At 64.1% G+C, this 25,251-nt stretch carries 28 protein-coding genes; 17 read left to right on the top strand and 11 right to left on the bottom strand.

What is annotated here, in order from left to right; translation table 11 throughout:
- Nucleotides 1-69 precede the first annotated feature (69 nt).
- Complete coding sequence (locus K0B96_RS04895) at nucleotides 70-516, top strand: DUF5069 domain-containing protein (RefSeq protein ID WP_220164450.1); 447 nt, start codon at nucleotides 70-72, stop codon at nucleotides 514-516.
- Nucleotides 517-631: 115 nt separating this feature from the next.
- Here the strand turns inward: K0B96_RS04895 and K0B96_RS04890 are convergent, their stop codons facing one another.
- Both K0B96_RS04890 and K0B96_RS04885 read right to left on the bottom strand, forming a co-directional pair.
- Nucleotides 632-1,006, bottom strand: a complete 375-nt coding sequence (locus K0B96_RS04890) for a nucleotide pyrophosphohydrolase (protein ID WP_220164448.1) — start codon at nucleotides 1,004-1,006, stop codon at nucleotides 632-634.
- Nucleotides 1,007-1,040: 34 nt separating this feature from the next.
- A complete protein-coding gene (locus K0B96_RS04885; RefSeq protein ID WP_220164446.1) occupies nucleotides 1,041-1,970 on the bottom strand; it encodes a bile acid:sodium symporter family protein in 930 nt (309 codons plus the stop codon).
- 329 nt (nucleotides 1,971-2,299) lie between these two features.
- Between K0B96_RS04885 and K0B96_RS04880 the strand changes: the two genes are divergently transcribed.
- Entirely contained in the window at nucleotides 2,300-2,689 is a 390-nt protein-coding gene (locus K0B96_RS04880) for an Hsp20/alpha crystallin family protein (protein ID WP_220164444.1), read from the top strand.
- Between the two features lie 465 nt (nucleotides 2,690-3,154).
- Here K0B96_RS04880 and K0B96_RS04875 read toward each other — a convergent pair whose 3' ends face one another.
- A complete protein-coding gene (locus K0B96_RS04875; RefSeq protein ID WP_255558849.1) occupies nucleotides 3,155-3,973 on the bottom strand; it encodes a 23S rRNA (adenine(2030)-N(6))-methyltransferase RlmJ in 819 nt (272 codons plus the stop codon).
- Nucleotides 3,974-4,043: 70 nt separating this feature from the next.
- Nucleotides 4,044-4,547, bottom strand: coding sequence for a NanQ anomerase/TabA/YiaL family protein (locus tag K0B96_RS04870; protein ID WP_220164440.1), 504 nt, complete (start codon nucleotides 4,545-4,547; stop codon nucleotides 4,044-4,046).
- A gap of 80 nt (nucleotides 4,548-4,627) precedes the next feature.
- On the opposite strand from K0B96_RS04870, the gene K0B96_RS04865 reads away from it, so the two are divergent.
- From K0B96_RS04865 to K0B96_RS04855, 3 genes are all read left to right on the top strand, one after another.
- Entirely contained in the window at nucleotides 4,628-5,311 is a 684-nt protein-coding gene (locus K0B96_RS04865; protein WP_220164438.1) for a DUF4412 domain-containing protein, read from the top strand.
- A 108-nt stretch (nucleotides 5,312-5,419) separates the two neighbouring features.
- Entirely contained in the window at nucleotides 5,420-6,244 is an 825-nt protein-coding gene (locus K0B96_RS04860) for a metallophosphoesterase (protein ID WP_220164436.1), read from the top strand.
- Between the two features lie 21 nt (nucleotides 6,245-6,265).
- Nucleotides 6,266-6,559, top strand: a complete 294-nt coding sequence (locus tag K0B96_RS04855) for a hypothetical protein (protein ID WP_220164434.1) — start codon at nucleotides 6,266-6,268, stop codon at nucleotides 6,557-6,559.
- On the opposite strand, the gene K0B96_RS04850 is transcribed toward K0B96_RS04855, so the two are convergent.
- The gene (locus K0B96_RS04850) at nucleotides 6,556-7,062 is read right to left on the bottom strand and encodes an NUDIX hydrolase (protein ID WP_220164432.1); all 507 of its coding nucleotides are present in this window, start codon (nucleotides 7,060-7,062) and stop codon (nucleotides 6,556-6,558) included. The two genes, K0B96_RS04855 and K0B96_RS04850, sit on opposite strands and share 4 nt — an antisense overlap.
- Before the next feature lie 60 nt (nucleotides 7,063-7,122).
- Here K0B96_RS04850 and K0B96_RS04845 point away from each other — a divergent pair, with 60 nt between their 5' ends.
- From K0B96_RS04845 to K0B96_RS04835, 3 genes are all read left to right on the top strand, one after another.
- A complete protein-coding gene (locus K0B96_RS04845; RefSeq protein ID WP_220164430.1) occupies nucleotides 7,123-7,560 on the top strand; it encodes a hypothetical protein in 438 nt (145 codons plus the stop codon).
- Between the two features lie 52 nt (nucleotides 7,561-7,612).
- Complete coding sequence (locus K0B96_RS04840; protein WP_220164428.1) at nucleotides 7,613-8,161, top strand: hypothetical protein; 549 nt, start codon at nucleotides 7,613-7,615, stop codon at nucleotides 8,159-8,161.
- A gap of 68 nt (nucleotides 8,162-8,229) precedes the next feature.
- Nucleotides 8,230-8,622, top strand: coding sequence for a DUF6941 family protein (locus K0B96_RS04835; RefSeq protein WP_220164426.1), 393 nt, complete (start codon nucleotides 8,230-8,232; stop codon nucleotides 8,620-8,622).
- 7 nt (nucleotides 8,623-8,629) lie between these two features.
- Here K0B96_RS04835 and K0B96_RS04830 read toward each other — a convergent pair whose 3' ends face one another.
- The 4 genes from K0B96_RS04830 to K0B96_RS17335 form a co-directional block, all read right to left on the bottom strand.
- Nucleotides 8,630-9,844 (bottom strand): glycosyltransferase, encoded by a 1,215-nt coding sequence (locus tag K0B96_RS04830; RefSeq protein WP_220164424.1) that lies wholly within the window; start codon nucleotides 9,842-9,844, stop codon nucleotides 8,630-8,632.
- 2 nt (nucleotides 9,845-9,846) lie between these two features.
- Entirely contained in the window at nucleotides 9,847-10,671 is an 825-nt protein-coding gene (locus K0B96_RS04825; protein WP_220164422.1) for an SDR family NAD(P)-dependent oxidoreductase, read from the bottom strand.
- Nucleotides 10,672-10,675: 4 nt separating this feature from the next.
- On the bottom strand, nucleotides 10,676-11,941 hold the full coding sequence (locus K0B96_RS04820) for a beta-ketoacyl-[acyl-carrier-protein] synthase family protein (RefSeq protein ID WP_220164420.1): 1,266 nt from the start codon (nucleotides 11,939-11,941) through the stop codon (nucleotides 10,676-10,678).
- A gap of 86 nt (nucleotides 11,942-12,027) precedes the next feature.
- Entirely contained in the window at nucleotides 12,028-13,017 is a 990-nt protein-coding gene (locus K0B96_RS17335; protein ID WP_255558848.1) for an ApeI family dehydratase, read from the bottom strand.
- Nucleotides 13,018-13,205: 188 nt separating this feature from the next.
- Here K0B96_RS17335 and K0B96_RS04805 point away from each other — a divergent pair, with 188 nt between their 5' ends.
- Nucleotides 13,206-14,342, top strand: a complete 1,137-nt coding sequence (locus K0B96_RS04805; protein WP_220164419.1) for a glycosyltransferase family 4 protein — start codon at nucleotides 13,206-13,208, stop codon at nucleotides 14,340-14,342.
- Nucleotides 14,339-14,749 (top strand): acyl-CoA thioesterase, encoded by a 411-nt coding sequence (locus tag K0B96_RS04800; protein WP_220164417.1) that lies wholly within the window; start codon nucleotides 14,339-14,341, stop codon nucleotides 14,747-14,749. The genes K0B96_RS04805 and K0B96_RS04800 overlap by 4 nt, the downstream gene beginning before the upstream one ends.
- 66 nt (nucleotides 14,750-14,815) lie before the next feature.
- On the opposite strand, the gene K0B96_RS04795 is transcribed toward K0B96_RS04800, so the two are convergent.
- Complete coding sequence (locus K0B96_RS04795; protein WP_220164415.1) at nucleotides 14,816-15,367, bottom strand: shikimate kinase; 552 nt, start codon at nucleotides 15,365-15,367, stop codon at nucleotides 14,816-14,818.
- A gap of 87 nt (nucleotides 15,368-15,454) precedes the next feature.
- Here K0B96_RS04795 and K0B96_RS04790 point away from each other — a divergent pair, with 87 nt between their 5' ends.
- Nucleotides 15,455-16,525, top strand: coding sequence for a threonine aldolase family protein (locus K0B96_RS04790; protein WP_220164413.1), 1,071 nt, complete (start codon nucleotides 15,455-15,457; stop codon nucleotides 16,523-16,525).
- A gap of 56 nt (nucleotides 16,526-16,581) precedes the next feature.
- On the opposite strand, the gene bamJ is transcribed toward K0B96_RS04790, so the two are convergent.
- On the bottom strand, nucleotides 16,582-17,454 hold the full coding sequence (bamJ, locus tag K0B96_RS04785; protein ID WP_220164411.1) for a BamJ family beta-barrel-assembly machinery protein: 873 nt from the start codon (nucleotides 17,452-17,454) through the stop codon (nucleotides 16,582-16,584).
- 145 nt (nucleotides 17,455-17,599) lie between these two features.
- On the opposite strand from bamJ, the gene K0B96_RS04780 reads away from it, so the two are divergent.
- The 6 genes from K0B96_RS04780 to glyA all read left to right on the top strand — a co-directional run bounded on the left by K0B96_RS04780 (nucleotide 17,600) and on the right by glyA (nucleotide 25,242).
- Complete coding sequence (locus tag K0B96_RS04780) at nucleotides 17,600-19,510, top strand: LOG family protein (protein ID WP_220164410.1); 1,911 nt, start codon at nucleotides 17,600-17,602, stop codon at nucleotides 19,508-19,510.
- 125 nt (nucleotides 19,511-19,635) lie between these two features.
- Nucleotides 19,636-20,361, top strand: coding sequence for an IspD/TarI family cytidylyltransferase (locus tag K0B96_RS04775; protein WP_220164408.1), 726 nt, complete (start codon nucleotides 19,636-19,638; stop codon nucleotides 20,359-20,361).
- A gap of 893 nt (nucleotides 20,362-21,254) precedes the next feature.
- Complete coding sequence (purD, locus tag K0B96_RS04770; RefSeq protein WP_220164406.1) at nucleotides 21,255-22,547, top strand: phosphoribosylamine--glycine ligase; 1,293 nt, start codon at nucleotides 21,255-21,257, stop codon at nucleotides 22,545-22,547.
- The gene (locus K0B96_RS04765) at nucleotides 22,544-23,221 is read left to right on the top strand and encodes a hypothetical protein (RefSeq protein ID WP_220164404.1); all 678 of its coding nucleotides are present in this window, start codon (nucleotides 22,544-22,546) and stop codon (nucleotides 23,219-23,221) included. Before purD ends, K0B96_RS04765 begins: the two co-directional genes overlap by 4 nt.
- A 69-nt stretch (nucleotides 23,222-23,290) precedes the next feature.
- On the top strand, nucleotides 23,291-23,785 hold the full coding sequence (locus tag K0B96_RS04760; protein ID WP_220164402.1) for an arsenate reductase/protein-tyrosine-phosphatase family protein: 495 nt from the start codon (nucleotides 23,291-23,293) through the stop codon (nucleotides 23,783-23,785).
- Nucleotides 23,786-23,976: 191 nt separating this feature from the next.
- Nucleotides 23,977-25,242 (top strand): serine hydroxymethyltransferase, encoded by a 1,266-nt coding sequence (glyA, locus tag K0B96_RS04755; protein ID WP_220164400.1) that lies wholly within the window; start codon nucleotides 23,977-23,979, stop codon nucleotides 25,240-25,242.
- Nucleotides 25,243-25,251 lie beyond the last annotated feature (9 nt).

Genomic DNA, 25,251 nt, shown 5'->3' with positions numbered 1-25,251 from the left:
CTGCGTTTACGAAACGCTTCCGCTCAGGCTGCGCCTGCCACGCCGGTTCTCACCTGACTATTTTCCCTTATGCTCAACCTCGCTCAGCCTGACCCCACTCAGCATCCGCCGCGCAGCGTTCGCACGCGGCTCGGCGGCTTCTGCCACCTCCCGCGCCTGCTCGACAAAGCGCGCGCATTCGCCGCCGGCAAAAACGGCGGCTACCACTACAACTGCCCGCTCGATCGAAACTTTTTCGATTTCACCGGCATCGACCACGAAGCCCTGCTCGCCGAGGTGAAAAAAGGCGGCAGCGACACCGAGATTCTCACGTGGGTGCGCGCGCATACGTCGCGCAGCAAAGCCGAAATCCACGCGTGGACGGAATGGCTCGATCAGCACGGACCCGGCGGCGTGGGTGGACACGAATGGATTGCCGAAACCGTCAAAGCCGCCGCGGGCGATCGCGACGACATCCGCTCTTTTGCCGACCTGCTCGATCTCGACGACTACGTCAGCTACGGCGGCAAAGGCTGAGCGATCACTCGCTCTCTGTTGAGGAAAACGGGCGGCGCGAGCCGCCCGTTTTGCGTATATGCGCACGGCGTCCCGGCCATATCAGTCTCCCGCCAAGCCCGCCAGGTCGCGCGCCTTAGAGCTCCGTATACTTCGCCGAATTTCCACGCGCCTTCTCCACCGGGTATTTCTTCTCGTTGGCCGCGAGCTTGGTCGTGATTGCCGACGCCAGATCGAGTTGGGTGATGTTCGCAAATTCGATCGCGTAAATCACGATGTCCGCCAATTCCGCAGCGATCTCCGCGCGTTTCGCCGGGAGTTGCGCCGCCGCATGCGATTCCGCCGGCGTGCTCCAAAGAAAATGCTCCATCAACTCGCCGGCCTCGGCCGCGAGCGCCATGCTCAGGTTTTTCGGCGCGTGAAACTGTTCCCAGTCCCGCGCGCGGGCGAACGCCTGCACCTGCGCCTTGAGCGCGGCCACAGTCATCGTTGCGTCGTTGATTTCGCTCATGCGCCCACGATGCCTGCGCCACCCCGCGCGGCAATCACTTCCCACGATCGCGCCAGCGCCACCAACCCGCGAGCGCGCTGCCGATCACCGAATGGAAGACGCTGGAAATCGCGCACGGCACCGCCGTCAGCGGATCGATGAAATGCCGTCGCGCCAGCACCACGCCGAGTCCGGAATTCTGCATCCCGACCTCGATCGACACCGTTCGAGCGATGCGCGGCGGATATCCGAAGACTCGCGCGGACAGATAACCCAACGCGAATCCGCCCACGTGCAGCAGCAGCACCGCCAAGAGCAGCACCCCCGCGCTCGCTCGAATCGCCTCGCCGCTCTGCCCGATGATACTTGCCACGATCAGCGTCACGCCGAGCACCGACATGAGCGGCGCCGCCGGCAGCAAGCGCCCCACCGCCCGGGGCGCGACGCGATTCAACGCCACGCCCAGTAACACCGGCGCGAGCACCACTTTCGCGGTGCTCGCAAAAAGCCCCCAGCCATCCACGCGCACCATCGTGCCTGCGAGCCACTGCGTCAGCAGCGGCGTCATGAAGACCGCGGCAAACGTCGAGCACATGGTCATTACGACTGACAACGCCACATCCGCCTTCGCGAGAAAGGTGACGACGTTCGACGCCGTGCCTCCCGGGCAGCACGAGACGAGAATCAACCCCACGGCGAACGGCGTTTCAAGATGCAGCATTCGTGCGATGCCCCAGCCCAGCAGCGGCATAATCGTATACTGCGCGGCGAAGCCCAGCACCACCGGGCGCGGCATGGTGAACACCCGGCGGAAGTCATCGATCGTCAATGTGAGTCCCATGCCGAGCATCACGAGAGCGAGCCCCCACACGATCCACGGCCCGCTAAACCACGTGAACCACGCGGGCACAAAGAGCGCCGCCACGCCGCCGCCGAGGACCCAAAAGGGGAATGCGTTGGTCAACCACGCGAGGCAGCGCTGCATCCACGTCACGATGCCTCGGCCCCGGCGCGCGTCACGCAATCTTCACGCGCCAACGCAAATAAAAACTTGGCATGCGAACTGCAGACTGCATGGTGACCTCGTTCCAATGACCGTTTCGTATAAACATCTCCGCGCTCGCGCCGGCACTTCGTTCACGAAGGCCGTCGTTCTTTGCCGCGCCCAGATGCATACGGTCGCCCAAAATTGGAATAAATCCCAATCCGGCTCGGGCTCTCAGGCCTAAACCTCCGCAAGACGGACAACGTTTAGCCCCTCTGAAGCCCGGCGGTTCCAACCCCGAGGCTGAAACCTCATTTTCTATTTCCTCCATGCACTCCATTGTCGCCCCCCTCAGGTCAGTTGCTCGTTCGCGCTCGGCTGCTTCCCCCTCTTCTGTTTTCCGCAAGCCGAATTACGACTGCCGCGAGCAGCCGGACGCCCTTAAACTCGTGATCTACGTGCCCGGCGTGGAAGCGGGCGGCGTGGATATCGAATGGCGCGGCGCCGACCTCACGGTCACGGCGCGGAAAGCCCACTACGTGCGCGTCAACTGGCAGGCGCTGCACCTCGAGACCGCGCAGCGCGATTACCAGTTGCGCTTGCGGCTTGGGCACGACTTCGACGTGGACAACCTCCGCGCTGAAATCGCGCACGGTCTCCTCACCCTCACCGTGCCCAAGCTCGAACCCGCGCACGGCCGTTGGCCCGCCGTTGCCTGACTCCGGCTCGGCCGGCCGCCCGCCGTGACCTTCCGCGTGCTGCGCAGATCACTGCGTGGCGACGCTGCGGCCTGCCACCAGTAGTAAACCGCGTTCAACTCATCAAAAAACTCTCTCCGTCTGGCTCGGCTGCGGGAACTTTTATTTCACGCCCCGGCTCCAACGCACCTCTCACCGTATCCCACCAACCACCTGACCTGACTACCATGAGCACCACCCTCAAAACCCTTCCGCGTCCTCTGCCCTTTTCGACCCTCGCCGGCCGGCCGCCGCCCGTGCACGACATCCTGTGGGGACGCCCGCTTTTCAAGGCTCCTGAGATCCCCAATCCTCGGCCTCGCCTTGAGCCGCTTCCGTTCACCGCTATCCGGGTGACGCAGCCCGCCTGAACGCGCGCACTCGCTGCCGTGTCTCAGTCGGTCCGCAGTGGGCCGTGGCTGGGCCTCGCGTCCTCGCGAGTGGATCTCACGTCTCGCGCACCAGCCAGATCGTCTCGGCTGTCGCTCGATGACTGCGCCCTAACAACGCGGCCAATGTAGCTAACGTGGGCCGCGTCGTGCGCTCGAACTGCCATGGCGGGTTGATCACGACCAAGCCGCACCCCTTCATCTTCGGCGCGTCCGGGTCGACGACGAGTTCCAGCGCGAGCGTGGGCGGCAACACCATTTCTCGCAACGACGCGAAAAACGCGTCCACTCGCGCGCGTTCCGTCAACGGATACCACAGCGCAAACACGCCCGCCGGCAGCCGCTCCAAGCCCTCGCTCACGGCGGTCGTCATGCGACCATACTCCCCCTGCGCCTCAAACGGCGGGTCGATGAGCACCAGCGCGCGGCGTTCCGCGGGCGGCAGCCACGCGCGCGGTGCACCGTAGCCATCCGCTTCCTGCACCTTCACTTGCGGGTCACCCGCGAACTCCGCCCGCAGCGCGGCGCATTCCGCCGGCTGTTGCTCGTACAACACCATGCGATCCTGCGGCCGCACCAACGAACGCACGATCCACGGCGAACCCGGATAAAACCGCGCCGTTTCCTCAATATTACCCGCTCGCCGGTCAAACTGCCGCACGCTGTCGATGTAGTCGCGCAATTCAGCCGGCAAATCAGACGCAGCCCACAGCCGCCCCACGCCCTCCGGCCACTCCGGCGTTCGCACCAGTGAGTCTCCCTGCGCCGCCACGCTCAAATCGTATCCGCCGCGGCCGGCATGCGTATCGAGATACAGAAACCCGCGCTCCTTGCGCTGCAGCCCGCGCACCAACGCCACGAGCAACGCATGTTTCATGACGTCGGCAAAATTGCCGGCGTGAAAATGGTGCCGGTAATTCATCGCGTGCCGGACCGCCCCCGACTGCTCATGCGATGACCGGCACCTTCACCACCGACTTCCGCACGAGCTGCGGATCCGCGCCGCTCCGCAGCGATGGCATGTGCACGTCCGCAGGAAAAAACACCGCCGCCTCCCCCTCGCCCAACATCAGACGCGAGGCCTGCACTTGCTCCCCGTGCTTGATGAAATCCCGCTCCGCATCGTAAGGCGCCGTCTGCTCCACACGGCTGAGATCGACGACCTCCATGGCCTCATGGCCCGCCACCACGACCTGCACGTCAATATAACGGCGGTGCGACTCGAAAAAACCATCTTCACGCGCCTTCGTCCAATACGCCTGCTCCAGCGCAAACGCCCCGTCGGATAGCTCCACGCGCTTGGTCTCCCCGGCGGCAAGCGCCGCCAGCCGGGCCGCCGCCGGAGAACCCGGACGGAAGACCTCTTCCAAATACGAAAACGCCGCCGCAAAAGCCTCCGGCCGATCGGCCGTCTGATCGCGCAACGTCGCACGGGAACCAAAAAGAGCCATGCCGGACAATTCAAAGCTCGGCTGGTCACTGGCAAGCGCTGAAACTGCACGCCGCATTTCTTTCCCTACCCCTATTCCCCATGAAATTCCTACTCCTCCCCCTGGGTTTCTTGTTGTCCCTCCTCGTCGCACATGCGGCGAGTTTCGAAGGCACCGTTAAGATGACCATGACCAACGGCGGCACGACCCACCCGATCACTTACGAAATGAAAGGCTCGCGCGTCCGCACCGATGTCGAACTGGGCCAAGGTCACAACGCCAGCGCGATTCTCGATCGGGACCATGACCAAATGATCATGCTCATGCCGGCCCAGCACATGTATATGGTCATGCCCATGCGCAACGCCGCGGCCGCCTCCGGGCACGATTCCGATGACGTCAAAATCGAAAAGACCAGCGAAACGCAGAAAATCCTCGGCTACAACTGCACCAAATACGTCGTCACTTCGAAGGATACGAAAACCGATGTCTGGGCGACGGATGAACTCGGCACGTTCATGGGCCTCGGTGCGGTTGGCAACCCGATGGGCGGACGCCGCGCCGCCAGTGCCCCTTGGGAACAGGCGTTGACCGGCAAAAACTTCTTTCCCCTTCGTGTCGTCAGCGAATCCGGCAAGTCGCCGTTTCGCCTCGAAGTGACGGAAGTGAAAAAAGGCATCATCCCCGATTCGGCATTCGAACCGCCCGCGGATTTTCGTAAATTCGACATGAGCGGCTTCCCCGGCATGGGTCGCGCTGCGTCCGGCGCGCACGACGATCAGTGAACGCGCCCGGCGGCCAGCTCCGCCACTCTTCCGGATCTCTCGACCCAGCGGGCCCGACGTGCCGGTCATTTCGATTGAACAAAGTCTCTCGCGGCCAATCTTCGTAGGATGGCCCAGGTTACTCGGATAATTTCCGACCTTCACTACGGCGATCGCGCCAGCCGCGTCGCATCTCTGGCCATGCTCCGTCCGCTGTTTGAGGACGTCGACCGCTTGGTGCTCAACGGCGATTCGCTCGACACCCGCGCCTCCGCGACGCCGGAGCGAACCGCGACCCTCGCCGCGGAAATTCGCGCGTTTTTCCCCGCCCACGTCCCCGCCGTCGACATGGTCACCGGCAATCACGATCCGGATTTTTCCACCGTCCACTCGGTCGACCTGGGTGATGGCGCGGTCTTTGCGACGCACGGCGACATCCTCTGGGACGAGATCGTGCCCTGGGGCCGCGACGCCAAGCTCGCTGCCCGTCTGCTCGCGGAGCAATACGGTAAAATCGAAGCCGGCGAACGCGCCTCCCTCGAAGAACGCCTCGCCGCCCTGCGCGTTGCCGCGGCGGCAATCCCCCAGCGCCACCAGTCGGAACGGCGCAGCATCCGTTACTTTCAACATCTCGTCCGCGACACCGCGTGGCCGCCCACCCGCGTCCTGCGCGTTCTGCGCGCCTGGCAGGAAGTGCCGCGTCGAGCCGAACTCTTTGTGCGGCGCTATCGGCCCAACACCCAATGCATCGTCATCGGGCACACGCACCGGCCCGGCGTCTGGACGCGCACCAACGGCGTCATGATCATCAACACCGGCTCGTTTTGCCTGGGGTCGCGCACATGGGCGGTCGACCTCGGCACCGACGAAATCGCCTGGCGCCGCATCGAACGCCGTCGCGGCGAATTCCACGTCGGCCCGGTGCAACAACGCTTTTCGCTCGCGCGCCACTGAACGGCCGCGACAGTCCCGCGCATGAGCATCGAGTTTGGCTGGTGGAACAAGGATCCCGAGACCGGCAAATATCAGGTCCACGCTGTCGTCCATGGCGGCAACATCGAATGGACGAAGCATCAAGGCCACCACTCCTCGTGGGAACCTCATGTGCCGGATGACGCCGACCGCGAACGCCTCGTTTACGAAGCGAACAAACGCGTCCCGCGCCGCCTCATCAGCAAAAAGCAGTTCGAAGAAATCAAACGGTTGAGCGAGAACACCGGCTCCGGCCACATCTCCGGCCGTCGTTGCCGGCCCTCGCCCATTCTCTAATCCCAACGCGGGGCGACCAGCGCCCAAAGCCAGCGAAAGCCGGGACAAAATTCCCCCGCCCGACTCACCACTCGCCGCGAGATCTCTTCCCTCGTCAGCCATTCGCCGCGGTCGATTTCGTTCTCGTTCAACGTGAACGGCCCATCGGCCCGCAGCCGGTAAATCCACGAAAACTCCCAGCCCGTGGCGAGCCGCGGTTCCATCCGCAGCCACTTGGGCGGCGCTGAGACAACGTGCCAGCCGAGCTCCTCGCCCAGCTCCCGGCAGACGGCGGTGTCGTAATCCTCGCCGGCGTCCACGTGCCCGGAACACGAAACCGTCCACAGTCCCGGCGACACGTCTTTCCGCTGCGAACGTTTCTGCAGGAAAACCTCGCCCCGCTCGTTAAACGCCAGCACATGCACCGCCCGGTGCCGCCAACCCTGCGCATGCACTTCACGGCGCGTCGCCCGACGAAGCGGCCGGTCAGACTCATCCACTACGTCGAAATATTCTTCGTTCATTCGCGCGCCATTTTAGTGATTGTTCGCTTCGATTCGTGCGCCAAGCCTCGCTTTTTCTCCATGCCGAAAATCGATGTCAGCAAAGTCGCGGAAATCCTCAAAAAGAATCAGCTCGATCCCTCGCTGCTGCGTCGCGTTATCGAAGACATAAACCTCGCGGTCCAGCCCGAGCCCGGCGACGAGGAGAAGCCGCCCGCGGTCAAAAAGCAGTTTGTCATTCTTATTTCCGACCCCGAAGGCCGTTTCCCGAAAGAAGACTTCGCCGGCTGGGTCTTGCAGATCCCGGAAACCGAAAGTCCCGCCACCACCGCCGATCGCTTCCTCCGCGCGACCTACGATTACAACGCCTCGAAAAAAGGGCGCCTCTATCCCGCCAAAACCGTCGGTGAAGCACTCGAGAATGTGCCGGCCAAGTTCTTCAAGGAAGCCGACCTGTGGGTGAAGACCAAAACCCCGGTCATTGTCCTCAAAACCGACAACGAAATTCCGAAGGAGTGACGGGCGCGCGAATCATGGAACCGCGGGATGAGCGCGGGCGTCTTCTCACTCCGTGAATTCCATCGTGCTCGGATTGCTCGGTGTCGCGCTCGCCGCCACGGCTTGGGGGCAGAGCGACCCCTCGCGCCGGTTTTCACAGAGCCTGTCGGTCGAGAGCCGGACCTCCGCCGGCCTCCCGCATCTCGATTCCGACGAAGTTGCCATCCTCGACGCGCTCGTGCGCCGCGACTCGGCTGCACCCGACGCGCAACGCGCCACGGCCGCCACGTTTTCGCAACGCCTCTCCGCTGACGAATACCGCCACGCCGGGCTCGGTCACCTGACCGCGGGGCAGTTGGTCAACCTCGACGCCTTGATCGCGATGCACGAGTCCGCTCCCGCCGCCACTCCGCGGCTGACCGACTCATTGCCGCGCGCTTCGACTTCAGGCGTGAGTGAAAAGCTGCCCGCGCGGGAGCTGCATGGCGCAGTGTTTCTCGAAGTCGGCGGCGGACGTGGTTTTTCCGAACGCGCGGGCGGCATTGCCCTCCGGCTGGAAGATCCTGCGCGCCACATGGCGATCTCGGTCGGCTATACCGAACGCCACGTTGATTGCCATTGAGGCCTTTTCGTCCGCCATTGCGCGGAAGGTGTTGCGGCGTCCCCTAAAATGCGGGAAGACGAACGCACATGAAAATCGAACTGTTCGCCCTCTGTGACTTCGCTGCCGACTATGCCGGAAAACTCAGCGTCATCGGCATCTTCGACACGATGTGGACGAAGCAGACGCCGGCGGTGCTTCCGCATTGTTCGGTCGCGGTGAAGTTCCGCTTCGAAAAAATCGAAGAAGGTCAGAAGCGCCTGCGCCTTTCCGTGTCGGATGCGGACGGCCACCCTGTCATCCCGGCGATCGATATGCCGATCACCGTGACGTTTGCGCCCGACGTGCACAGCGGGACGATCCAAGTGGTCGTCAACATCGGCGGCTTGAAGCTCGAAAAAGTCGGGGAGTATTCCGTCGATCTCGCCGTGGACGGTCGCCACGAAGGCGGCATTCCGCTCTACGTGCGCGAGCGCGCCTGAGCCGCGCTCAGCGTTCCTCCGGCGGCGGCGGAAAGGCCCAGCGGCGCAGTGGCCCTACGCCCGCCGCTTCGCGCGCCAGTTCCACCAACTCGTCGATCACGACGGTCGGATCCTCGTGATAGCGCAGACGTTGAAATGCATCCCGCGCCTCCTCGTAACTCGCGGGAGCATCGAGCCAGCGGTCCATCAGCACCTCGAAGTCCGCGGCGCTTTCGATCTTCACACAGCCGGCACCCTTGTTGAAATATTTCCACGTGAGCCGCTCCTGCGGCATGATGCCGCCAAAGGCGTTGAACACGATCGGACACCCCAGATGCAGCGCTTTGGCGCACGTGGTCGTGCCGCCCCGCGTCACGATCAGGTCGCTCAACTGCATCAAACGCGGCACCTGCTCCGAGTAGCCTTCGACGTGGCAGTTAAAGTCCGGGTGGTTCGCCCGCCACTGGATCACGCGGTTGAACACCTCCTTGTTTTTGCCGCAAATGACGATCGCCTGGCAACGGTCGCTCCGGCGCTCCAGCACCGGCAACAGGTCGAAGTGGTTGTTCGCACCATTGCCGCCCGTCGCGAGAAACACCGTGAATAAATCCGGCCGCAATCCGAGCTGCCTGGCTCGCTGCGGACCGCGTTCCTCCGGCGCGATGAGATCCAGGTGCGACGACGGCAGCCGCAACGAGCCGCGCACCACCGTGCGTGCCGCGGGCATGCCGATCTTCACCGCGAAATCGCGCGCCGCCGCCGTCCGCGAAATGTAAAGGTCCACCGAAGGCTCGACCCAGTTGCGCGAGTAACCCCAGCCGCCCGAAAATTCGCCGCAATACGTCGCGCACCGCACCCGCGCCGGCCCCAACACCGCCCGCGCCTCCTGAAAATACCCGCGATTCAGGCAATCGTGCACACTCAACACCAGATGCGGTTTAAACTCCCGCAGCACCTTCACGTAATAGCCGCGCCCAAACGTCACCTTCCGACTGTTGAGGAAACTCAGCCCTTCCACGACCGTGTAGAACGCCTTGTGCACCCACGGCGACTTTTGCTGGATCCAGTTGTAGAAATTCACGCCGGCGCGATTCACGACCGACGACTTCTCCAGCATCTGCTCGATGCGCACATCGATCTCGTGCCGGTAAAGTTGAAAACACCACTCGGCAAACGCCTCCGCCCGCGCGTCATGACCGCCGCCGGTGCTTGACGTGAGAACGAGGATGCGCAGGCGGGCCATCGTTAGCGGACGTTAAAGTAGCGCGCTTGCAGCCGCCGTTTGAGCGCCAGCGAACCAAACCGTGCAAGAAAAGGCGCCAACACCGCTTGCGAGAACCGTCCCGTTCGCACCGTCCCGCTGCGCCGCCGCCACAACGCGCGGCGCAACGACGCCGCGGCATGCGCCGGCCCCGGCCCGCTGCTCATCAACGCCTCGAACGCGCGCCACGCCCGTTCCATCCGCGGCGTGAATTCACTTTGCGGCCGCCGCACCGAGCCCTCGAAATCCGTGCGATAATCGCCCGGGCGCACGTCGAGCACCACGACTCCTGTCGGCGCCAACTCGAGCATCAGGCTCTCGTTCAGCGCGCTCAGCCCCGCCTTCGCGATGTTGTAAGCGCTCTGAAACGGGAGCGGAAATTCGGCCGCGAGCGACGAAATGTTCACCAGCGCTCCCCGGCCGCGCGCGATCATCGGCGGCAGCGCCGCGTGCGCCAACGCCGCGGTGTTGACGAGCATCACGCGCAACTGCTCTTCCCACACGCCGAAATCCACCGCGGTGAATTCCGCAAACGCCCCGTAACCGGCGTTGTTGATCACGAGATCAAATCCCTCCGCTGCCCGCTCCGCCGCGCGAAACGCCGCCAGCGCACCCTCCCGATCTTTGAGATCAAGCACGACCGGCGTGAACCGCTCACCGACGAGGGGGGCCAAGCGTTCCGCCGCCCGGGCCGTGCCCCACACGCGCACCCCTTCCGCCAGCAGCATATCCGCAAACGCCCGTCCCAAACCTGTGCTCGCACCGGTGACAAAGGCGGTGCGGTAGAGAGTCGCGAGTTGCTTCGCCACAGGATTATCCCGCTCGCCTCAACACCAGGGCGACGTTGGCTCCGCCGAAACCGCTGCTGTTTTTAACCGCCACCTGTGGCACCCGGATTTCCGTCGCGCGCAAAATCGCGAGTCCCTCGCATTCGGGATCCAGATGACTGATGTGCGCCGAACCCGGCATAAAACCTTCGCGCAACGCCAGCGCCGTGAAACCGGTTTCCATCGCGCCCGCGAGCGACAATCCGTGGCCGGTCAACGCCTTCGTGCTGCTGATTGCCGGCCCCTTCGCTCCTCCTTTCGTAAATACCGCCTTCAACGCCCGCGCCTCCGAGATATCGCCAATCAAAGTCGAAGTCGCATGCGCGTTGACGTAATCGACACTCTCCGGTGCCACGCCTGCCGCCTGCAAAGCCTGGCGCATCGCCGCTTCGATGCCCGCGCCATCGGGATGGGAAATCGCAACGTTGTAGCCATCCGAAGCCTGCCCCCAACCGAGCAGTTCGCAGTAAGGCGTCACCCCGCGGCGGGCCACTTCGGCTTCGCTTTCCAACACCAGAACCGTCGCTCCACCGGTGCCGACAAATCCATCGCGCGCCGCATCGAACGGCCGCGACGCCAACGCCGGATCCGTTTGCAACGACAGCGTGCGCATCCCCGCAAACGGCAGAATGGCGTCGGTGTTTCCGTCTTCTGCGCCCACCACGAACATCCGCTGCTGGCGCCCCAGCGCGATCTCATCATACGCAAAACCCAAACCGTGCGCGGACGACGCACATGCCGACGAAAATCCGCACGATGCTCCGCGAATCTTGAACGCCGCCACCAAGTTGAAATTCAGCGTGCCGACGATCGACGACACGATGCCCATCGGCGAGCAACGCATGACGCCGTGCTTGAGCAGGCGTTCGTGGTGGTAGTGCGTGAGAAACGGGGATCCGCCCGACGACGCATACAGCCCGGTCTTCGCGTTGGCGATGTCCGCCTCCTCCAGTTTCGCGTCCTCGATCGCCTGCACCATCGCGCAATGCGCATACAGCCCGTGCGGCGCCATTGAGCGCAACGTTTCACGTTTGATCTTGTAGCGCTCCGGCCACGTCCAGTCCTCCGGATCGGGGGAATCCGTCGTGAAACCCTTGATCGTGCCCACAATCTTGCAGCCAATCCCGTCCTTCTCGAACGGCGCGTAACGTTCGAATCCATGCTGCAACTCGCGCAAATGCCGCGACACCGTGTCGCGGTCGTTGCCGATGCTGGTGATGAATCCGAGGCCGGTGACGAAGGCTCTAGCCATACAAAAGCGGGTGCGACGCGCACCCGAAACCGCCAATCAAAGCCACCGCTGCGCGCCGGTCAACCTGAGACCCGCATCGGCGCCCCTCACGCGCTCGCCGCCACTTTTTGGGGGGCCGTCGGCATTTCCGCCGGGGGCTCCACAGTTCCTGCCGCCGCCGTCGGCTCCGCCGCGGGCGGCACCACCGGTTGAGCCGGTGCATCCACATAACCAAATGTGAGCGTGATTTCCTCCGCGATGATCGCTTTTTCCGCTCCCACTCGGACCGCGCCCTCGAACGTCGCGAGAGGCAGCTTCATGCGTTTCGGCTTCACCGACAGCGATAGAAGGTCTCCCGGACGACAGACCCGGTGAGCCCGCACGCCTTCGCAGCCGGTGAAAAAGATCATCGCCGAACTGACGACTTTGTTCGGCTCGGGCACATGGCCTTCGAGCAAATACAGCACCGCGAGCTGGCCCAGCGCTTCCAGCATGATCGACGCCGGCATCACCGGGTTGTCCTTGAAATGCCCCTGCAGAAAAAACTCCTGGCCGGTGATCTTATATTTGGCGTTTGCCGCCACCGAACTGACCGACGCTTCGTTCAAAAACAGGAAGGGTGGCTGAATCGGCATCACAGCGCCGATGTGCTCGATCGGTAAAAATTTCGTGGGCTTCGGCATCGGCAGTCCCCTCACCTTGCAGTCGATGAACGTCTTCACGTCTCCCACCGTGCGCAGATTCCGCAACTCATCGTTGTTGATCGTCGTATGAAGCACTTCTTCCACCAGGATAACGATTTCCATCATCGTCAGCGAATCGATCCCCAAGTCCTCGATCAGCCGCAAGTCATCGTCCGGCGTTTTGAGTTTCGCCCGCAGGTCCGGCTCCACGAAGCGTTCGATCACACCGATGATGACACTCGGAAGATGATCCGCATTACCGGTCTTACGAAACTGCACTGCCGCTTCCACCGCCGACGGTGAGCACCGCTTCAGCGATTCCCGCAACACGGCTTCGTCGTCCGCCGTCAGCGGCGCCAAAGGCGTCGGGAACGGCTTGTTGCTGCCCGTGATAGGTTGGACTACATCTCCCATTCGCGTCTGTTTGTATGTCGCACGGCTACCTTTCAAACCCTATTTCAAACTCCGCCGGTTCGTCCCACCGCCGCGAACGAAGTTCCCCACCAGTCCATCGATGCGGGTCGCGCTTGCCCCCAACCGGTTAACCGCCCACAAACGCCGATTCGTCGCGTCCGCCATCCGCCAGAGGACGCCGTCCGTGTATGCCTGTCGACGCGCTTCCGCCCATCTTCCTCCTCACGCACGAATTCCATCCCGTGCGCGGCGGCATCGCCACGTTCGCGGAAGAAATGGCGCGCGCGGCAGCCGACTCCGGGCGCTCCGTTGAAGTGTGGGCGCAAGCGGCGCCCGCGGAACGTGAACCGGTCTGGCCTTTCCCCGTGCGGCGATTGTCCCTTAAAGGTTCGCAAGACTTTGTCTGCCAGGCGCGCCTGGCATGGGAACTGGTCTGGCACCGCAGGCGCCTGCGCCGCGGCATCCTCTTCCTCCCGGAGCCCGGTCCGATGCTCGCCATGATGGCGCTGCAATTCTTCGGCGGCATCCGCCCTCATCGGCTCGTGTTGACGTTTCACGGCTCCGAGATCCTGCAGTTTCATCGTAAACCCATCACGCGCTGGCTCACCCGGCGGTTGATTCGTCAGGCGGATCGCGTCAGCACGCTTTCCCGATACACCCGCGAGTTGCTCGTGTCGCGCTTCCCTGAAGCCGCCCACAAAACGTGCCTCACGCCGGGCGCCCTGCGGTCGGCGAGCGAACGCACGGCCGCGGTGCCGACGGCGCGGGAATCCGGTCATATCGTGGTGCTCACGGTCGGCCGCCTGCATCCGCGAAAAGGGCAATTGCTCACCCTGCGCGCCCTCGCCGCCCTGCCGCCCGCCACCCGGGCCCGCTTGGAATACTGGATCGTCGGCGGTCAAAGTAAGCGCGGTTATGAAAACCTGCTGCGCGCCGAAGCCGCCCAAAGCGGCCTCACCGTGCGCTTTTTCGGCAGCGTGCCGGACGCCGAACTCGAAAACCTCTATCGACAGGCCGACATCTTCGCGCTGACCAGCGTCGATCATGGCGACAGCGTCGAGGGCTTCGGCCTCGTCTACTTGGAAGCGGCAGGCCATGGCCTCCCGATCGTCGGACATGCCATCGGCGGCGTGCCCGAAGCGGTCGTGCCCGATGTCACCGGCTTTCTCGTGCGCCCGGGCGACTCGCTTTCGTTGACCGCCGCGTTCGCCCGTTTGATCGACGACGAAGGATTGCGCGCGCAGTTCGCCGCCGCGGGCCGCGGCTGGGCCCATCGAAATACCTGGCGGCGCTCCGCCGAGTTGCTTTTCAACGACCTCTCATGATCCAAGCGCGCACCCAGGTAACTGTTCGTTACGCCGAGACGGATATGATGGGCGTCGTCTATCACGCCAACTATCTCCCGTGGTTCGAAGTGGCGCGCACGCACCTTTTGAAAGAACACGGGATGCCCTACCGGCAGCTCGAACAAGACGGCTTCCGCCTCCCCGTGCTCGAAGTCAACGCGCGCTATCTCCGCCCGGCCGTTTACGACGACACCGTCACGCTTGTCGTCACCCTGCGCGAAAAGCCCCTGCTGCGCATCCGCCTCGAATACGAGGTCTTCCGCGGCGAAGAACTTCTCGCCACCGGCTACACCGTGCACGCGTTCATCGATTTGACGGGCCGACCCGTTCGGCCGCCCGCCCAATTCACCCAGTGGACCAACGAGATTTTCGGCGCTGGCAAATAGTGGATCGCCGGCTGGCTCGAGCGGCTCCATGCCGTGCGCCGCCCACCGCGTCCTCGCGCTGACGCCCTACGTGGCCGACCGTTGCCGCACCCAATCCTTCGCCTCGTGACGCCACGCGCGCAGCACGTGATTCACGATATCCCCCAGCGGCCGCGCATCCGTGAGAATCATCGACCCCGCACGGCGGTAGATCGGTGCCCGCACCGCGTAAAGTTCCCGGATCCGCGCCGCCGGATCTTCGACCTCCAACAACGGCCGATGCCGGAAACGCGACGTGCGCGCGAGGATCGACTCCACGGAAGCGTGCAAGCAAATCACCACGCCGCGCGCCTGCAGTTCGCTAAGATTGCCCGGTTGCACGACCAGCCCTCCCCCGCAGGCGACGACCGCCCGCGTGCCGGGGTGCCCCTCGACGACGAAGGCGCGCTCCATCGCCCGAAATGCCGCCTCCCCCTTTTCCGCAAAAATCTCCGGGATCGTCTTCGCCTGCTCTCGCTCGATCTGGTGATCGCTGTCGATGAATTGAAAGCCGACCCGCGCCGCGACCGCCCGTCCGATCGTCGTCTTCCCCGTGCCCATAAAGCCCACGAGGTAAAGATTGACGTCCGCCGCATTCATTCGGGTCACCAAACGGCCGCTGTCGCCCCTTGCCAAACCTGAAAAATCGATTCGCGACGCCTTCCTCCGCCTCACAACCTCTTGCCCATGCCCGACGCCTCGCCGACCGCGCACAACTACGCTTTCGCCAGCGACAATACGGCCGGCGTCTGCCCCGAGGTCCTGGCCGCCCTCGCGGAGGCTAATCGCGGACACGTGCCCAGCTACGGTCACGACCGCATCACGCACGAAGCCACCGATCGGATCCGCGCGTTGTTCGAGACCGACTGCGAAGTCTTCTTCGTCTATAACGGCACGGCCGCCAACGCGCTGTCCCTCGCGTCCATTTGTTCAAGTTATCACGCGATCCTCGCGCACGCCGACGCCCACGTGGAACGCGACGAATGCGCGGCGCCCGAATTCTTTTCCGGCGGCGCCCGCGTCGTGCCATTGCCCGGTTCGCTCGGTAAACTTTCGCCCGACGTGGTCGACCAGGCCGCGTCGTCGCACCACGAGGTGCACGCGTCGAAACCCCGCGTGCTCTCGCTGACGCAAAGCACCGAATGGGGCACCGTGTATTCGCCCGCCGCAATCGCGGCGCTCACTGCGACGGCCCGCCGCCACAATCTCGCCGTCCATCTCGACGGCGCCCGGTTCGCCAATGCCGCCGCCGCGCTGCGCGATCGCCCCGGCGCCACGCCGGCGGATCTCACCTGGCGAGCGGGCGTCGACGTCCTGAGCTTTGGCGGCACGAAAAACGGCGCCGCCGGCACGGAAGCGATCGTGTTCTTCAATCGCTCCCTCGCTGCGGAATTCGCCTACCGGCGCAAACAGTCCGGCCAACTCGCGTCCAAAATGCGTTTCCTCGCCGCCCAATGGCTGGGGTTGTTGCGCGACGACGCATGGCTGCGCCACGCCGCCCATGCGAACGCGATGGCGGCGCGTCTCGGCCGCGAACTGGGGGCGTTCCCCGCACTGCGCCTGCTCGCGCCGGTCGAAGCCAACGCCGTCTTCGTCGAACTTCCGCCCGCGGTTGCGCAGGGCCTGTTCGCCCGCGGCTGGCATTTCTACGCGATGATGGGTGAGCACGGCTATCGCCTGATGTGCTCATGGGCTACGCAGCCCGCAGACCTCGACGCCTTCCTCGGCGACCTTCGCGCCGTCGTCAGCGCCCAATAAAAAACCTCCGGCGCAAAGCCGGAGGTTGGTCAAAACGATTCGGAATCAGCGCGGGCTCATTTGCCGCTCGACGGAGTCGTGGGGCCAGGCGTCACGGTCGGCGCGGGCGCCGCGGCGGCGGGGATGATGTCGAGCAGTTCGATGTCGAAGATCAACACCGAGCCAGGAGGAATCGCACCCTTCGGCTCATCGCCGTAGGCCAGTTGCGGCGGCACGTAGAGGCGGATTTTGCCGCCTTTGTTGATCTTTTGCAGACCCTCGGTCCAGCCAGTGATCACACTGTCGAGACGAAATTCCGCCGGCTCGACTGCGCCGCCCTGCTGGCGCGGCTGGAGCGACGTATCAAAAATCGTGCCGTCGATCAGCTTGCCCGTGTAGTGCACTTTCACGGTATCGGTCGCCTTCGGATACGGACCGGTGCCCGGCTGCAAGATTTCGTAGCGCAAGCCGTCGGGCTGCGAAACGACGTTCTTGTTTTCACCGAGCTTGCTGAAGAACGCCGTGGCGGCGTTGAGGTTTTGCACCTTCAACTTCTCCAGATACGCGCCCTGCTTCTTCTGGACGAGGTCGTCCATCAAGGGACCAGCCTGCTCGAGCGCGTAGGGAGCGTCTTTGTCGAGCGCCGCCGCCTGGATGCCTTTGCCGAGCGCCGTCGCTTCGGCGGGCGTGAGGTCGAGATTGCTGATCGAAAGGCGCTTGCCCATGAACCAACCCAGTTCCTCCATCAACTGCGCGTCCGTGAAGGACGGCGCGGGCGCCGCGGCGGGGGCGGTCGTCGCGCCCGGCGCCGACTTCGTCGCCGGGGCAGCATTCTCAGCCGGAGCCGCGCTTTGCGCGCCCGGGATCGAAAATTTGACTTCCTGTGCGCTCACGGCCGCGACAGCGGCGAGGCTCAACGCGCAGGCGGTGAGGAGGGAGGTGGATTTCATATCGGAGTGGAGTGGTCTGGGAAACGGACGGCTGTAACTTTGTGCCGTAAATTGTCGGATGTGCCAGCGCCCGGCCCCGAAAGCAACCAATTAGTCCCCGCTTGAGTCGGTCCGCTCCGTGCGCCATCGTCGCCCCCTTTTCCCCATGCAAGTCGACCAATTTTGGACCAGCCAGGACGGCCAGATTCTCACCGTGAAAAACAAGGACGAGCGCGCCGTCACGCTCAGCCTCGCCTTCTGGCCCCGCCATCCCGCCGAGTTTGAATATCTGAAAACCCATCTCGCCGCGCTCAAGTTCACCGAGCGCAGTTCCCTCGCCCGCATCGGCATCGAGATGATCATCACCCATCCACCCGTGGTCGATGGCAACCGCCTCGCGGTGGAAGCCGAAGCCTTTATTTTCGACGGCAGCTTTCCGCACGCCAGCTATTGGAAGAAACTCCTTCGCCCCGGCGTCCCCGTCGGGCGGCTCTTCTACGCGCCCGCCGCCGTCAAACTCTCCACCGCCGCCATCTGGGCTGCCCTTCAGGAAAACCGCCTCAAGCTGCCCGAGACCATCAGCATCGACAGCCTCGGACGCGTCTTCCTCACCCCGCACCAGGTTAACTACACGCTCAACCCCAAGCTCCTCCGCCCCAATTTCGAACACGTCGTCAGTGGCGAGGCCGGCCGCAGCTACCTCGACCAAGTCCAGATCCGCCACGACGCTTCGCCCCTCATGATCCCGCCGCAGTCGGGCATCCTCACGAGTTGCTCGATGTATCTCAAAGAACACTTCGTCGTGCTCAACCAAGGCGCCGGCAACTTTGGCCTGCACACCAGCGCGGTCCTGCTCGATCCGGTGAAGACGTTTGGCACCAATGTCATGCTGGAGATCTACAACACCGGTGATCAACCCGTGGTGAATCCCGTCGTCTCCGTCGAAATATACGGCGCGCCTCCGTTTTCGGATCCCGAACTGAAAACCCTCACCAAAAAACGCCAGCGCCTCCTCAGCACCACCACCAGCCTGTTCAAGTGCCTCGACGAATCCCCGCCTCGCGAAAACAACGCCCCGGCGCCGAAAACCAAAATCACTGTGCGCGGCCAGAGCGCCACCATGGAGAACCGCACCAGCCTCGTCCGCGTCAATGACGAGGAGTTGCGCCACCTCTTGGAAGGCGAGGCGTGCCCGCTCGGCAGCCGCACGCTCATCCAAGCACTCGACAGCGCGCCCGGTTCCGCCGACACGCTGGTCGTCGACTACTTCCCTGACCTGCTCGAACACATCGAACTCATCACCCGCCTGGGCGACGTGAAGCTCAAGCGCATCATCTTCCGCCACGCCTCCCGCACCCACGGCTATTTTCTCTCCAGCAACGCCCACGCCCGCCTCGATACGTTCAACGCCATCGGCATGCAGGTTTACTGGTATGATGAGGTCACGCAGGATCTCTATCTGCACACCTACAAACGCGGCCACGGTTTCTTCGTCCGCGAGGAGATGGCCCGCAAGTTCCAGGAATCCACCATCCTCGCATTCTACGGCTCCGCCGTCGGCCTCGACCAAGCCGACACCGACCGTATCTCCTCCCTCGTCGACAAGCTCACCGGCTTCCTCGGCGGTAATCTCGGCGTGCTCACCGGCGGAGGCGGCGGCGTCATGCGGCTCGCTACCGACCAAGCCCGCAACAAAGGCGCCCTCACCGGCGCATGTTTCCTCGAACTCGAAGCCCAACCGCCCGAGCTCGGCGTGGATTTCTTCAACACCTTTCAAGAATCGGCACGCCACTTTCGCCAAAAATGGTTCGAGAGCGCCGATTTCTGTATCTTCAACGTCGGCGGCGTCGGCACGCTCGAGGAAATCGGCATCGAGCTCTGCAACCTCAAACTCGGCATCCGCCCCCGCGTTCCCTACGTGTTTTTCAACGCGAGCTACTGGACCGACCTGCGCAAACAATTCCGCGAAATGATCCGCTCGAAACGGGCCCCCGCGTGGATGGCCGACTACGTCCTTTTTACCGACGATCCCGACGAAGTCGTGGCGTTTTATCGCAAAACGCTGCAAGTGCTCTAAGCGCCATCAGGGAAAACCTGACGCCGCGGCAAATCTAAAGCCTATGCGGCGAATGGAGGGACGGGCGTAACGTTACCGGAAGGCTGCGGTCTGCCATCGCCAGCCAACCTTCAACCCACGCCCGCATGCCGACTTCCCCTGTTTCTTCGCGCGACCTCACCGCCGTCATTCTCGCCGCCGGGGAAGGCCGCCGCCTCGGCGGCATCGCCAAGGCTTTCCTCGAACTCGGTGGAGCTACGCTCCTCCAGCACGCCGTGCAGCTCATGGAGCCGCTGGTTGGGCGCATCGTCGTCGGCGTGCGCGCCTGCGACCTCTCCTCTTCGCACCAACAGGTCGCAGCCCTCTCGCTGTCGGTTCCCGTCGAATGCGTCGCCGGCGGCGACACCCGTCAGGACACGCTGCGCCGGCTGATCGCCGCGACGCATACGCCGTATTTGTTGATCCACGAAGTCGCGCGCCCGTGGGTGCAGCCGACCGAAATCCGGCGGATCATCGCCGCGCTCGGTGAGCACGACGCCGTCGTGTCCTACCTTCCGATTCCCGTGCGCGACAGCATCGCTCTTTCCCGCGACGGCGTCCTCGAACGCGCGCTCCCGAGAAAAGACGTCGTCACGCTGCAAACCCCGCACGGCTACCGGCGCTCCCTGCTCGAACACGCCTATGCGCTCGCCGCCGAAAACAACTGGCTCGAAGACAGCACCGCGGCGCTGGTGATGCATACCGACACCCCCGTGCATCTCGTGGAAGGCTCGCCGCGCAACGTGAAGATCACTTACCCCGAAGATCTGGTGCTCCTCGCGTCGGGAGAAAAACGGCCTTATGGCTTCAATGCCGTGGGTGCCTTTGCGTAGCTCGCCTCAGTTCCGTCGAAATGCGCCGAGCCACCGCGCCGAACTTGCTCGGTTTATTTCCGCCAATTTCGGCGAGCGGCCGTGCATGACACAGGGCGGAGGTACGCGCGCTTTGGCCGGGACTTGGCTCCGCCACGCGTGCCACATGCCACTCTAGTCAGAAGATCAGGGCCTGCCTATTGAGCTATTGGATTACTCCGCCAACCAAACCATCCTCGTCATCATCGCGCATTCGCGGCCGGCGTGCCCACAACCATATTGCCCCAGCGAGCATCAGGGCGCCCATGAAGACGAGGGTCGGCCCGAGCGCCATCAATCTCTCCGTGCCCGCAGCAAGCCATCGCGAATGAATGTCTGCGGACTTGAGGCGAGAGCCCGGGCGTTCCGCAAAAGCTCGCCGGAGTTGCGCCGGAAGAATGGGCTGTAGCAACGACGATTCCAGAAAGACGCCCAGCATCGCACCGTTCCAATATGGGCAAAGACCGTTGGCCGGCAGGTCTGGGGCTTGGCTGGCTGTAACGCAACCGGTCGAATTGGGGCGCCTCGCATGGTGGGCCCACCATGTGCGGCAATGGGCGCCCGTCATGGCCGGAAGCGCCCTCCTGCTCGGGATTTTCACTGTGGCGTGGTCCATTCGCGAATGCACTTGGCACGCATCGTCCGCGCGCTGTTAACATTCCACCTTGCGAATAATCGGGCGTGCGAACGCGCGGTAAGCGGTCGCACTCGCCCCGCCCTCTGCTCCCTTGGATGCCATCCGCGGCGTCGCGCTCGCCGGTGCGCCCCGGATCAAAATCTGCTTGGGCGAGCCGGCGCGTGGCAGCTATCGTGAAAACTCTTTGCTGCCGTAACCCGGCCTTGCCACTCGCGCGCGGCTCTGTGTTTTTCGCCGCGTGGCTTCAACCGCACTCCCTCGTCACGTCCTGGTCGTCGGCTCCGGCGGTCGCGAACACGCCCTCGTTCTCGCGCTGCGCAACTCGCCCGCCCGCCCCCGCGTCTCCTGCGCACCCGGCAACGCCGGCATCGCCCAACACGCCACCTGTTTCTCCGTCGCCGCGGATAACGTCTCCGGCCTCGTCGAACTCGCGCGCCGCGAACACGTCGACTTCGTCGTCGTCGGCCCGGAAGTGCCGCTTTCCCTCGGTCTCGCCGATGCGTTGCAAGCCGCCGGCATCGCCGTTTACGGCCCCACCGCCGACGGGGCCCGCCTCGAAGCGTCAAAGACATTCACAAAACGACTGCTGCTGAAATACGCGATCCCCACCGCCGCCGCTGGTTTCTTCACCGAACTCGACTCCGCGCTCGCCTACGTGCGCACGCGCCCGATCCCGATCGTGATCAAGGCCGATGGACTCGCCGCGGGCAAAGGCGTCGTCGTCGCCGCCACGCTCACCGAAGCTGAGAGCGCCGTGCGCGACATGCTCGCCGGCAATAAATACGGCGCCGCCGGCAGCCAGATCCTGATCGAAGACTGTCTCGTCGGCGAAGAAACCTCGATCCTCGTCGTCGTCTCCGGCCGCGACTACGTCGTCTTGCCCACCTCGCAGGACCACAAACGCATCGGCGATGGCGACACCGGCCCCAACACCGGCGGCATGGGCACCTACTCGCCCGCCGACATCGTCACCCCCGACCTCCTCGCGCAAATCGAGCGCGACATCGTGCAACCCTCCGTCAACGCGATCGCCGACGAGGGCATGGCGTTTTGTGGCACCCTTTTTATCGGCGTCATGCTCACCGCACACGGTCCGAGCGTGCTCGAATACAACACCCGTTTCGGCGATCCGGAAACGCAGGTCGTGCTACCGCGCCTCGAAAGCGATCTTCTCGATCTCCTCTGGCGCGCCGCCCAAGGCAGCCTCGCGGGTTACACGCTGCGCGTGAAATCAGCCCACGCCGTTTGCGTCGTCATCGCCGCGCGCGGTTATCCCGACGCTTATCCGCGCGGCGATGTGATTCAACTGCCCACCACGATTCCGGGCGGTGTGGCGATTCTGCACGCCGGCACCGCGCGCGACCAGGACGGCAACTTCACCACCAACGGCGGACGCGTGCTCGGCGTGACCGCGATTGCGCCCACCCTCGAAAAGGCCGCCGCCGACGCCTATGCGGTTTGCGCTGCGATCGAGTGCCGCTCCAAGTATTACCGTCGCGACATTGGTGCGCGCCAGCTTCACCGCCGATGAAAACCTTTCTCCGCTCCGCCTTTGTCGCCCTCGGGGTTTTAAGCGTCGCCGTTTTCGCCTCCGCCACGCCGCTCACTCAGGATCTCGGCGGCGGCCTCACGTATTACCGCGCCCACCATCTTCCCGCCGATCTGCCTCCATCCGAGCTGAAAGCGGGCGCCGTCGTCCTCGATTTGCGCAACGTCACCGGCGATCGCGACGCTGCGACCGCCTTGGCCGCTTGGCTCGATTTTCGCGGCAACGCCAAACGCGCCGTCTTCGTTCTCCTCAACACTCAAACGAGTTCCTCCCTGCGCCAAGCGGCGACCGCCGCGCCGGGCCGGCCGGGCGTCCTCACTTTGGAGTCTGCGAGCCGCCACGCCACCGCCGATATCACCGTTGCGATTTCCCCCACCGAGGACCGTCGGGCGTATGACGCACTCGAAAACGGCACGGCGATCGCCGATTTGATTGCCGCCGAGCCCCACAAGGAACGCCACGACGAAGCGGCGCTCGCGCGTGATCGGCTCGCCCCGGCCCAAGCCGAAGCGGACGAGGATGCGGACGTCGGCGGCGACGAAGCTTCCGCTGCGCCCGCGGCCCCGCCGGCTCCTCCACCCGCTGCGCCGGTCGATGCGGTGCTCCAGCGCGCCGTGCAACTGCACCGGGCGTTGGTCGCGTTGAAGAAAATCTAGCCGACCCTCGCGCCGCGACGCGGCCAGTCGGGTTTTGCTTTTGCGGCAGAATCTTATCCATTCACCGCCATGTCTGCTTCCGGTCCGGTGATCATGGTGTGCACGGCCAACATCTGCCGTAGCCCAATGGGTGAGGGATTGTTGCGTCATGCCCTCGCGGGGCAGTCGGGCCCCTTGCGTTCCTTGCGGGTGATTTCCGCCGGCGTTGCCGCGCGCAACGGCGAACTCGTCTCCGAGCACTCCGTAACGGCGTTGCGCAAAGTCGGCATCGATATCGCCGGCCACCGCAGCCAGCCGCTCACTCAAAAGCTCATCGATGAAGCGCTCGCCGTCATCTGCATGAGCGAATCGCACCGCACGTTGATCCACCTGCAAGCCGAGCCAGTGCCACCGCACCTGCACCTTTTCCGCGAGTTCATGCCGGCCGGTTCGCCCCGGGAAATCGCCGATCCCTACGGCGCTCCGCTGCCCGTTTACGAACGCTGCCGCGACGAAATGGTCGAGGCCATCCCGAGCTTGGTGCGCTTTCTTGAGACGCTCGTCTCTCCGGCCCGCGCTCAATAAGCGACGTCCCGGCGCCGGCATCCGCTCGCAGCGCGCCCTCCGCCCGCGTGCTTTCTTCCGCGGCAGGAAGCCCACGTGACCAACGTCGGCCCTCACGCCGCTCGTCAGCTCCGCGCGACAGGCGACTCGCACGAATCCGCAGAAAAACCTTTGCCTCCGCGGAGCGCTTGGGCGTGATTCGCGGGCACGTCATGCTCCACGCCGCGCCGCTTAAAACCCTCGATCCCGACGTCTTTGCTGCCATCTCCGCCGAACTCGCGCGTCAGCAAAGCCACGTCGAACTCATCGCCTCCGAAAACTTCACCTACCCAGCCGTGATGGAGGCTCAGGGCAGTGTGCTCACCAACAAATATGCCGAAGGCTACCCCGGCAAACGCTGGTATGGCGGCTGCGAGCAGGTGGACAAAGTTGAGCAGTTCGCGATCGACCGCGCGAAGCAGCTCTTCGGCGCCGACTACGCGAACGTGCAGCCGCACTCCGGCGCGCAGGCCAACACCGCCGTCTACGCCGCCGTGCTCTCGCCCGGCGACAAGGTGCTCGGCATGAATCTTTCGCACGGCGGCCATCTCACGCACGGCAATCCCGCGAACTTCTCCGGCAAACTCTATCAATTCTGCCAATACGGCGTCCGCGAGGACAACGGCCGCCTCGATTACGATGAACTCGCCGCGGTCGCCGCGCGCGAGAAGCCGAAGATGATCACCGTCGGCGCCAGCGCTTACTCCCGCACGATCGATTTCGCGCGCATGGGCGAAATCGCCCGCGCCAACGGCGCTTACCTCTTCGCCGACATCGCCCACATCGCCGGCCTTGTCGCCGCCGGCGTGCATCCTTCCCCCGTTCCCCACGCCGATTTCGTCACCACCACCACGCACAAGACGCTGCGCGGCCCCCGTGGCGGCCTCATCCTTTGCCGCGCGGCGCACGCGAAAGCGGTCGACTCCGCGGTTTTCCCGGGCACGCAGGGCGGGCCGCTCATGCACGTCATCGCCGGCAAAGCCGTTTGCTTCGGCGAATGCCTCAAGCCCGAGTTCAAGACCTACTCCGCGCAAATCATCAAGAACGCGCAGGCGCTTTGCGCCGCGATGCTGGGGCACGGCTACAAAATCGTCTCCGGCGGCACCGACAATCACCTCATGCTCGTCGATCTGCGGGGCAAATTCGCCGAGCTCACCGGCAAAGTCTCCCAAGAGACGCTCGATCACGCCAACATCACGTGTAACAAAAACACCGTGCCGTTCGAAACGCGTTCGCCGTTTCAAGCGTCTGGCATCCGCCTCGGCACACCCGCCGTCACCACCCGCGGCATGAACGAAACCGACATGGTCGAGATCGCCGCTTGCATCGACACGGTGCTCGCCGCCATCGGCACACCCGGGCAGGCCGAGGCGATCGCGAACGTGAAGCAACGCGTGCTCGCGCTCACGGCGCGCTATCCGCTGCCGTATCACCTGTAAACTCCGACC

The sequence above is a fragment of the Horticoccus luteus genome (assembly GCF_019464535.1).
Lineage (GTDB): Bacteria > Verrucomicrobiota > Verrucomicrobiia > Opitutales > Opitutaceae > Horticoccus > Horticoccus luteus.
The sequence above is the reverse complement of the archived record's forward strand: the minus strand, read 5'-3'. Positions and strand labels throughout refer to the sequence as shown.

What these genes read in the sequence shown, in the direction of transcription:
- K0B96_RS04895 (WP_220164450.1), top strand. Translation starts at nt 70, where the DNA reads ATGCTCAACCTCGCTCAGCCTGACCCCACTCAGCATCCGCCGCGCAGC.
- K0B96_RS04890 (WP_220164448.1), bottom strand. Translation starts at nt 1,006, where the DNA reads ATGAGCGAAATCAACGACGCAACGATGACTGTGGCCGCGCTCAAGGCG.
- K0B96_RS04885 (WP_220164446.1), bottom strand. Translation starts at nt 1,970, where the DNA reads ATGCAGCGCTGCCTCGCGTGGTTGACCAACGCATTCCCCTTTTGGGTC.
- K0B96_RS04880 (WP_220164444.1), top strand. Translation starts at nt 2,300, where the DNA reads ATGCACTCCATTGTCGCCCCCCTCAGGTCAGTTGCTCGTTCGCGCTCG.
- K0B96_RS04875 (WP_255558849.1), bottom strand. Translation starts at nt 3,973, where the DNA reads ATGAAACATGCGTTGCTCGTGGCGTTGGTGCGCGGGCTGCAGCGCAAG.
- K0B96_RS04870 (WP_220164440.1), bottom strand. Translation starts at nt 4,547, where the DNA reads ATGGCTCTTTTTGGTTCCCGTGCGACGTTGCGCGATCAGACGGCCGAT.
- K0B96_RS04865 (WP_220164438.1), top strand. Translation starts at nt 4,628, where the DNA reads ATGAAATTCCTACTCCTCCCCCTGGGTTTCTTGTTGTCCCTCCTCGTC.
- K0B96_RS04860 (WP_220164436.1), top strand. Translation starts at nt 5,420, where the DNA reads ATGGCCCAGGTTACTCGGATAATTTCCGACCTTCACTACGGCGATCGC.
- K0B96_RS04855 (WP_220164434.1), top strand. Translation starts at nt 6,266, where the DNA reads ATGAGCATCGAGTTTGGCTGGTGGAACAAGGATCCCGAGACCGGCAAA.
- K0B96_RS04850 (WP_220164432.1), bottom strand. Translation starts at nt 7,062, where the DNA reads ATGAACGAAGAATATTTCGACGTAGTGGATGAGTCTGACCGGCCGCTT.
- K0B96_RS04845 (WP_220164430.1), top strand. Translation starts at nt 7,123, where the DNA reads ATGCCGAAAATCGATGTCAGCAAAGTCGCGGAAATCCTCAAAAAGAAT.
- K0B96_RS04835 (WP_220164426.1), top strand. Translation starts at nt 8,230, where the DNA reads ATGAAAATCGAACTGTTCGCCCTCTGTGACTTCGCTGCCGACTATGCC.
- K0B96_RS04830 (WP_220164424.1), bottom strand. Translation starts at nt 9,844, where the DNA reads ATGGCCCGCCTGCGCATCCTCGTTCTCACGTCAAGCACCGGCGGCGGT.
- K0B96_RS04820 (WP_220164420.1), bottom strand. Translation starts at nt 11,941, where the DNA reads ATGGCTAGAGCCTTCGTCACCGGCCTCGGATTCATCACCAGCATCGGC.
- K0B96_RS17335 (WP_255558848.1), bottom strand. Translation starts at nt 13,017, where the DNA reads ATGGGAGATGTAGTCCAACCTATCACGGGCAGCAACAAGCCGTTCCCG.
- K0B96_RS04805 (WP_220164419.1), top strand. Translation starts at nt 13,206, where the DNA reads ATGCCTGTCGACGCGCTTCCGCCCATCTTCCTCCTCACGCACGAATTC.
- K0B96_RS04800 (WP_220164417.1), top strand. Translation starts at nt 14,339, where the DNA reads ATGATCCAAGCGCGCACCCAGGTAACTGTTCGTTACGCCGAGACGGAT.
- K0B96_RS04795 (WP_220164415.1), bottom strand. Translation starts at nt 15,367, where the DNA reads ATGAATGCGGCGGACGTCAATCTTTACCTCGTGGGCTTTATGGGCACG.
- K0B96_RS04790 (WP_220164413.1), top strand. Translation starts at nt 15,455, where the DNA reads ATGCCCGACGCCTCGCCGACCGCGCACAACTACGCTTTCGCCAGCGAC.
- bamJ (WP_220164411.1), bottom strand. Translation starts at nt 17,454, where the DNA reads ATGAAATCCACCTCCCTCCTCACCGCCTGCGCGTTGAGCCTCGCCGCT.
- K0B96_RS04780 (WP_220164410.1), top strand. Translation starts at nt 17,600, where the DNA reads ATGCAAGTCGACCAATTTTGGACCAGCCAGGACGGCCAGATTCTCACC.
- K0B96_RS04775 (WP_220164408.1), top strand. Translation starts at nt 19,636, where the DNA reads ATGCCGACTTCCCCTGTTTCTTCGCGCGACCTCACCGCCGTCATTCTC.
- K0B96_RS04765 (WP_220164404.1), top strand. Translation starts at nt 22,544, where the DNA reads ATGAAAACCTTTCTCCGCTCCGCCTTTGTCGCCCTCGGGGTTTTAAGC.
- K0B96_RS04760 (WP_220164402.1), top strand. Translation starts at nt 23,291, where the DNA reads ATGTCTGCTTCCGGTCCGGTGATCATGGTGTGCACGGCCAACATCTGC.
- glyA (WP_220164400.1), top strand. Translation starts at nt 23,977, where the DNA reads ATGCTCCACGCCGCGCCGCTTAAAACCCTCGATCCCGACGTCTTTGCT.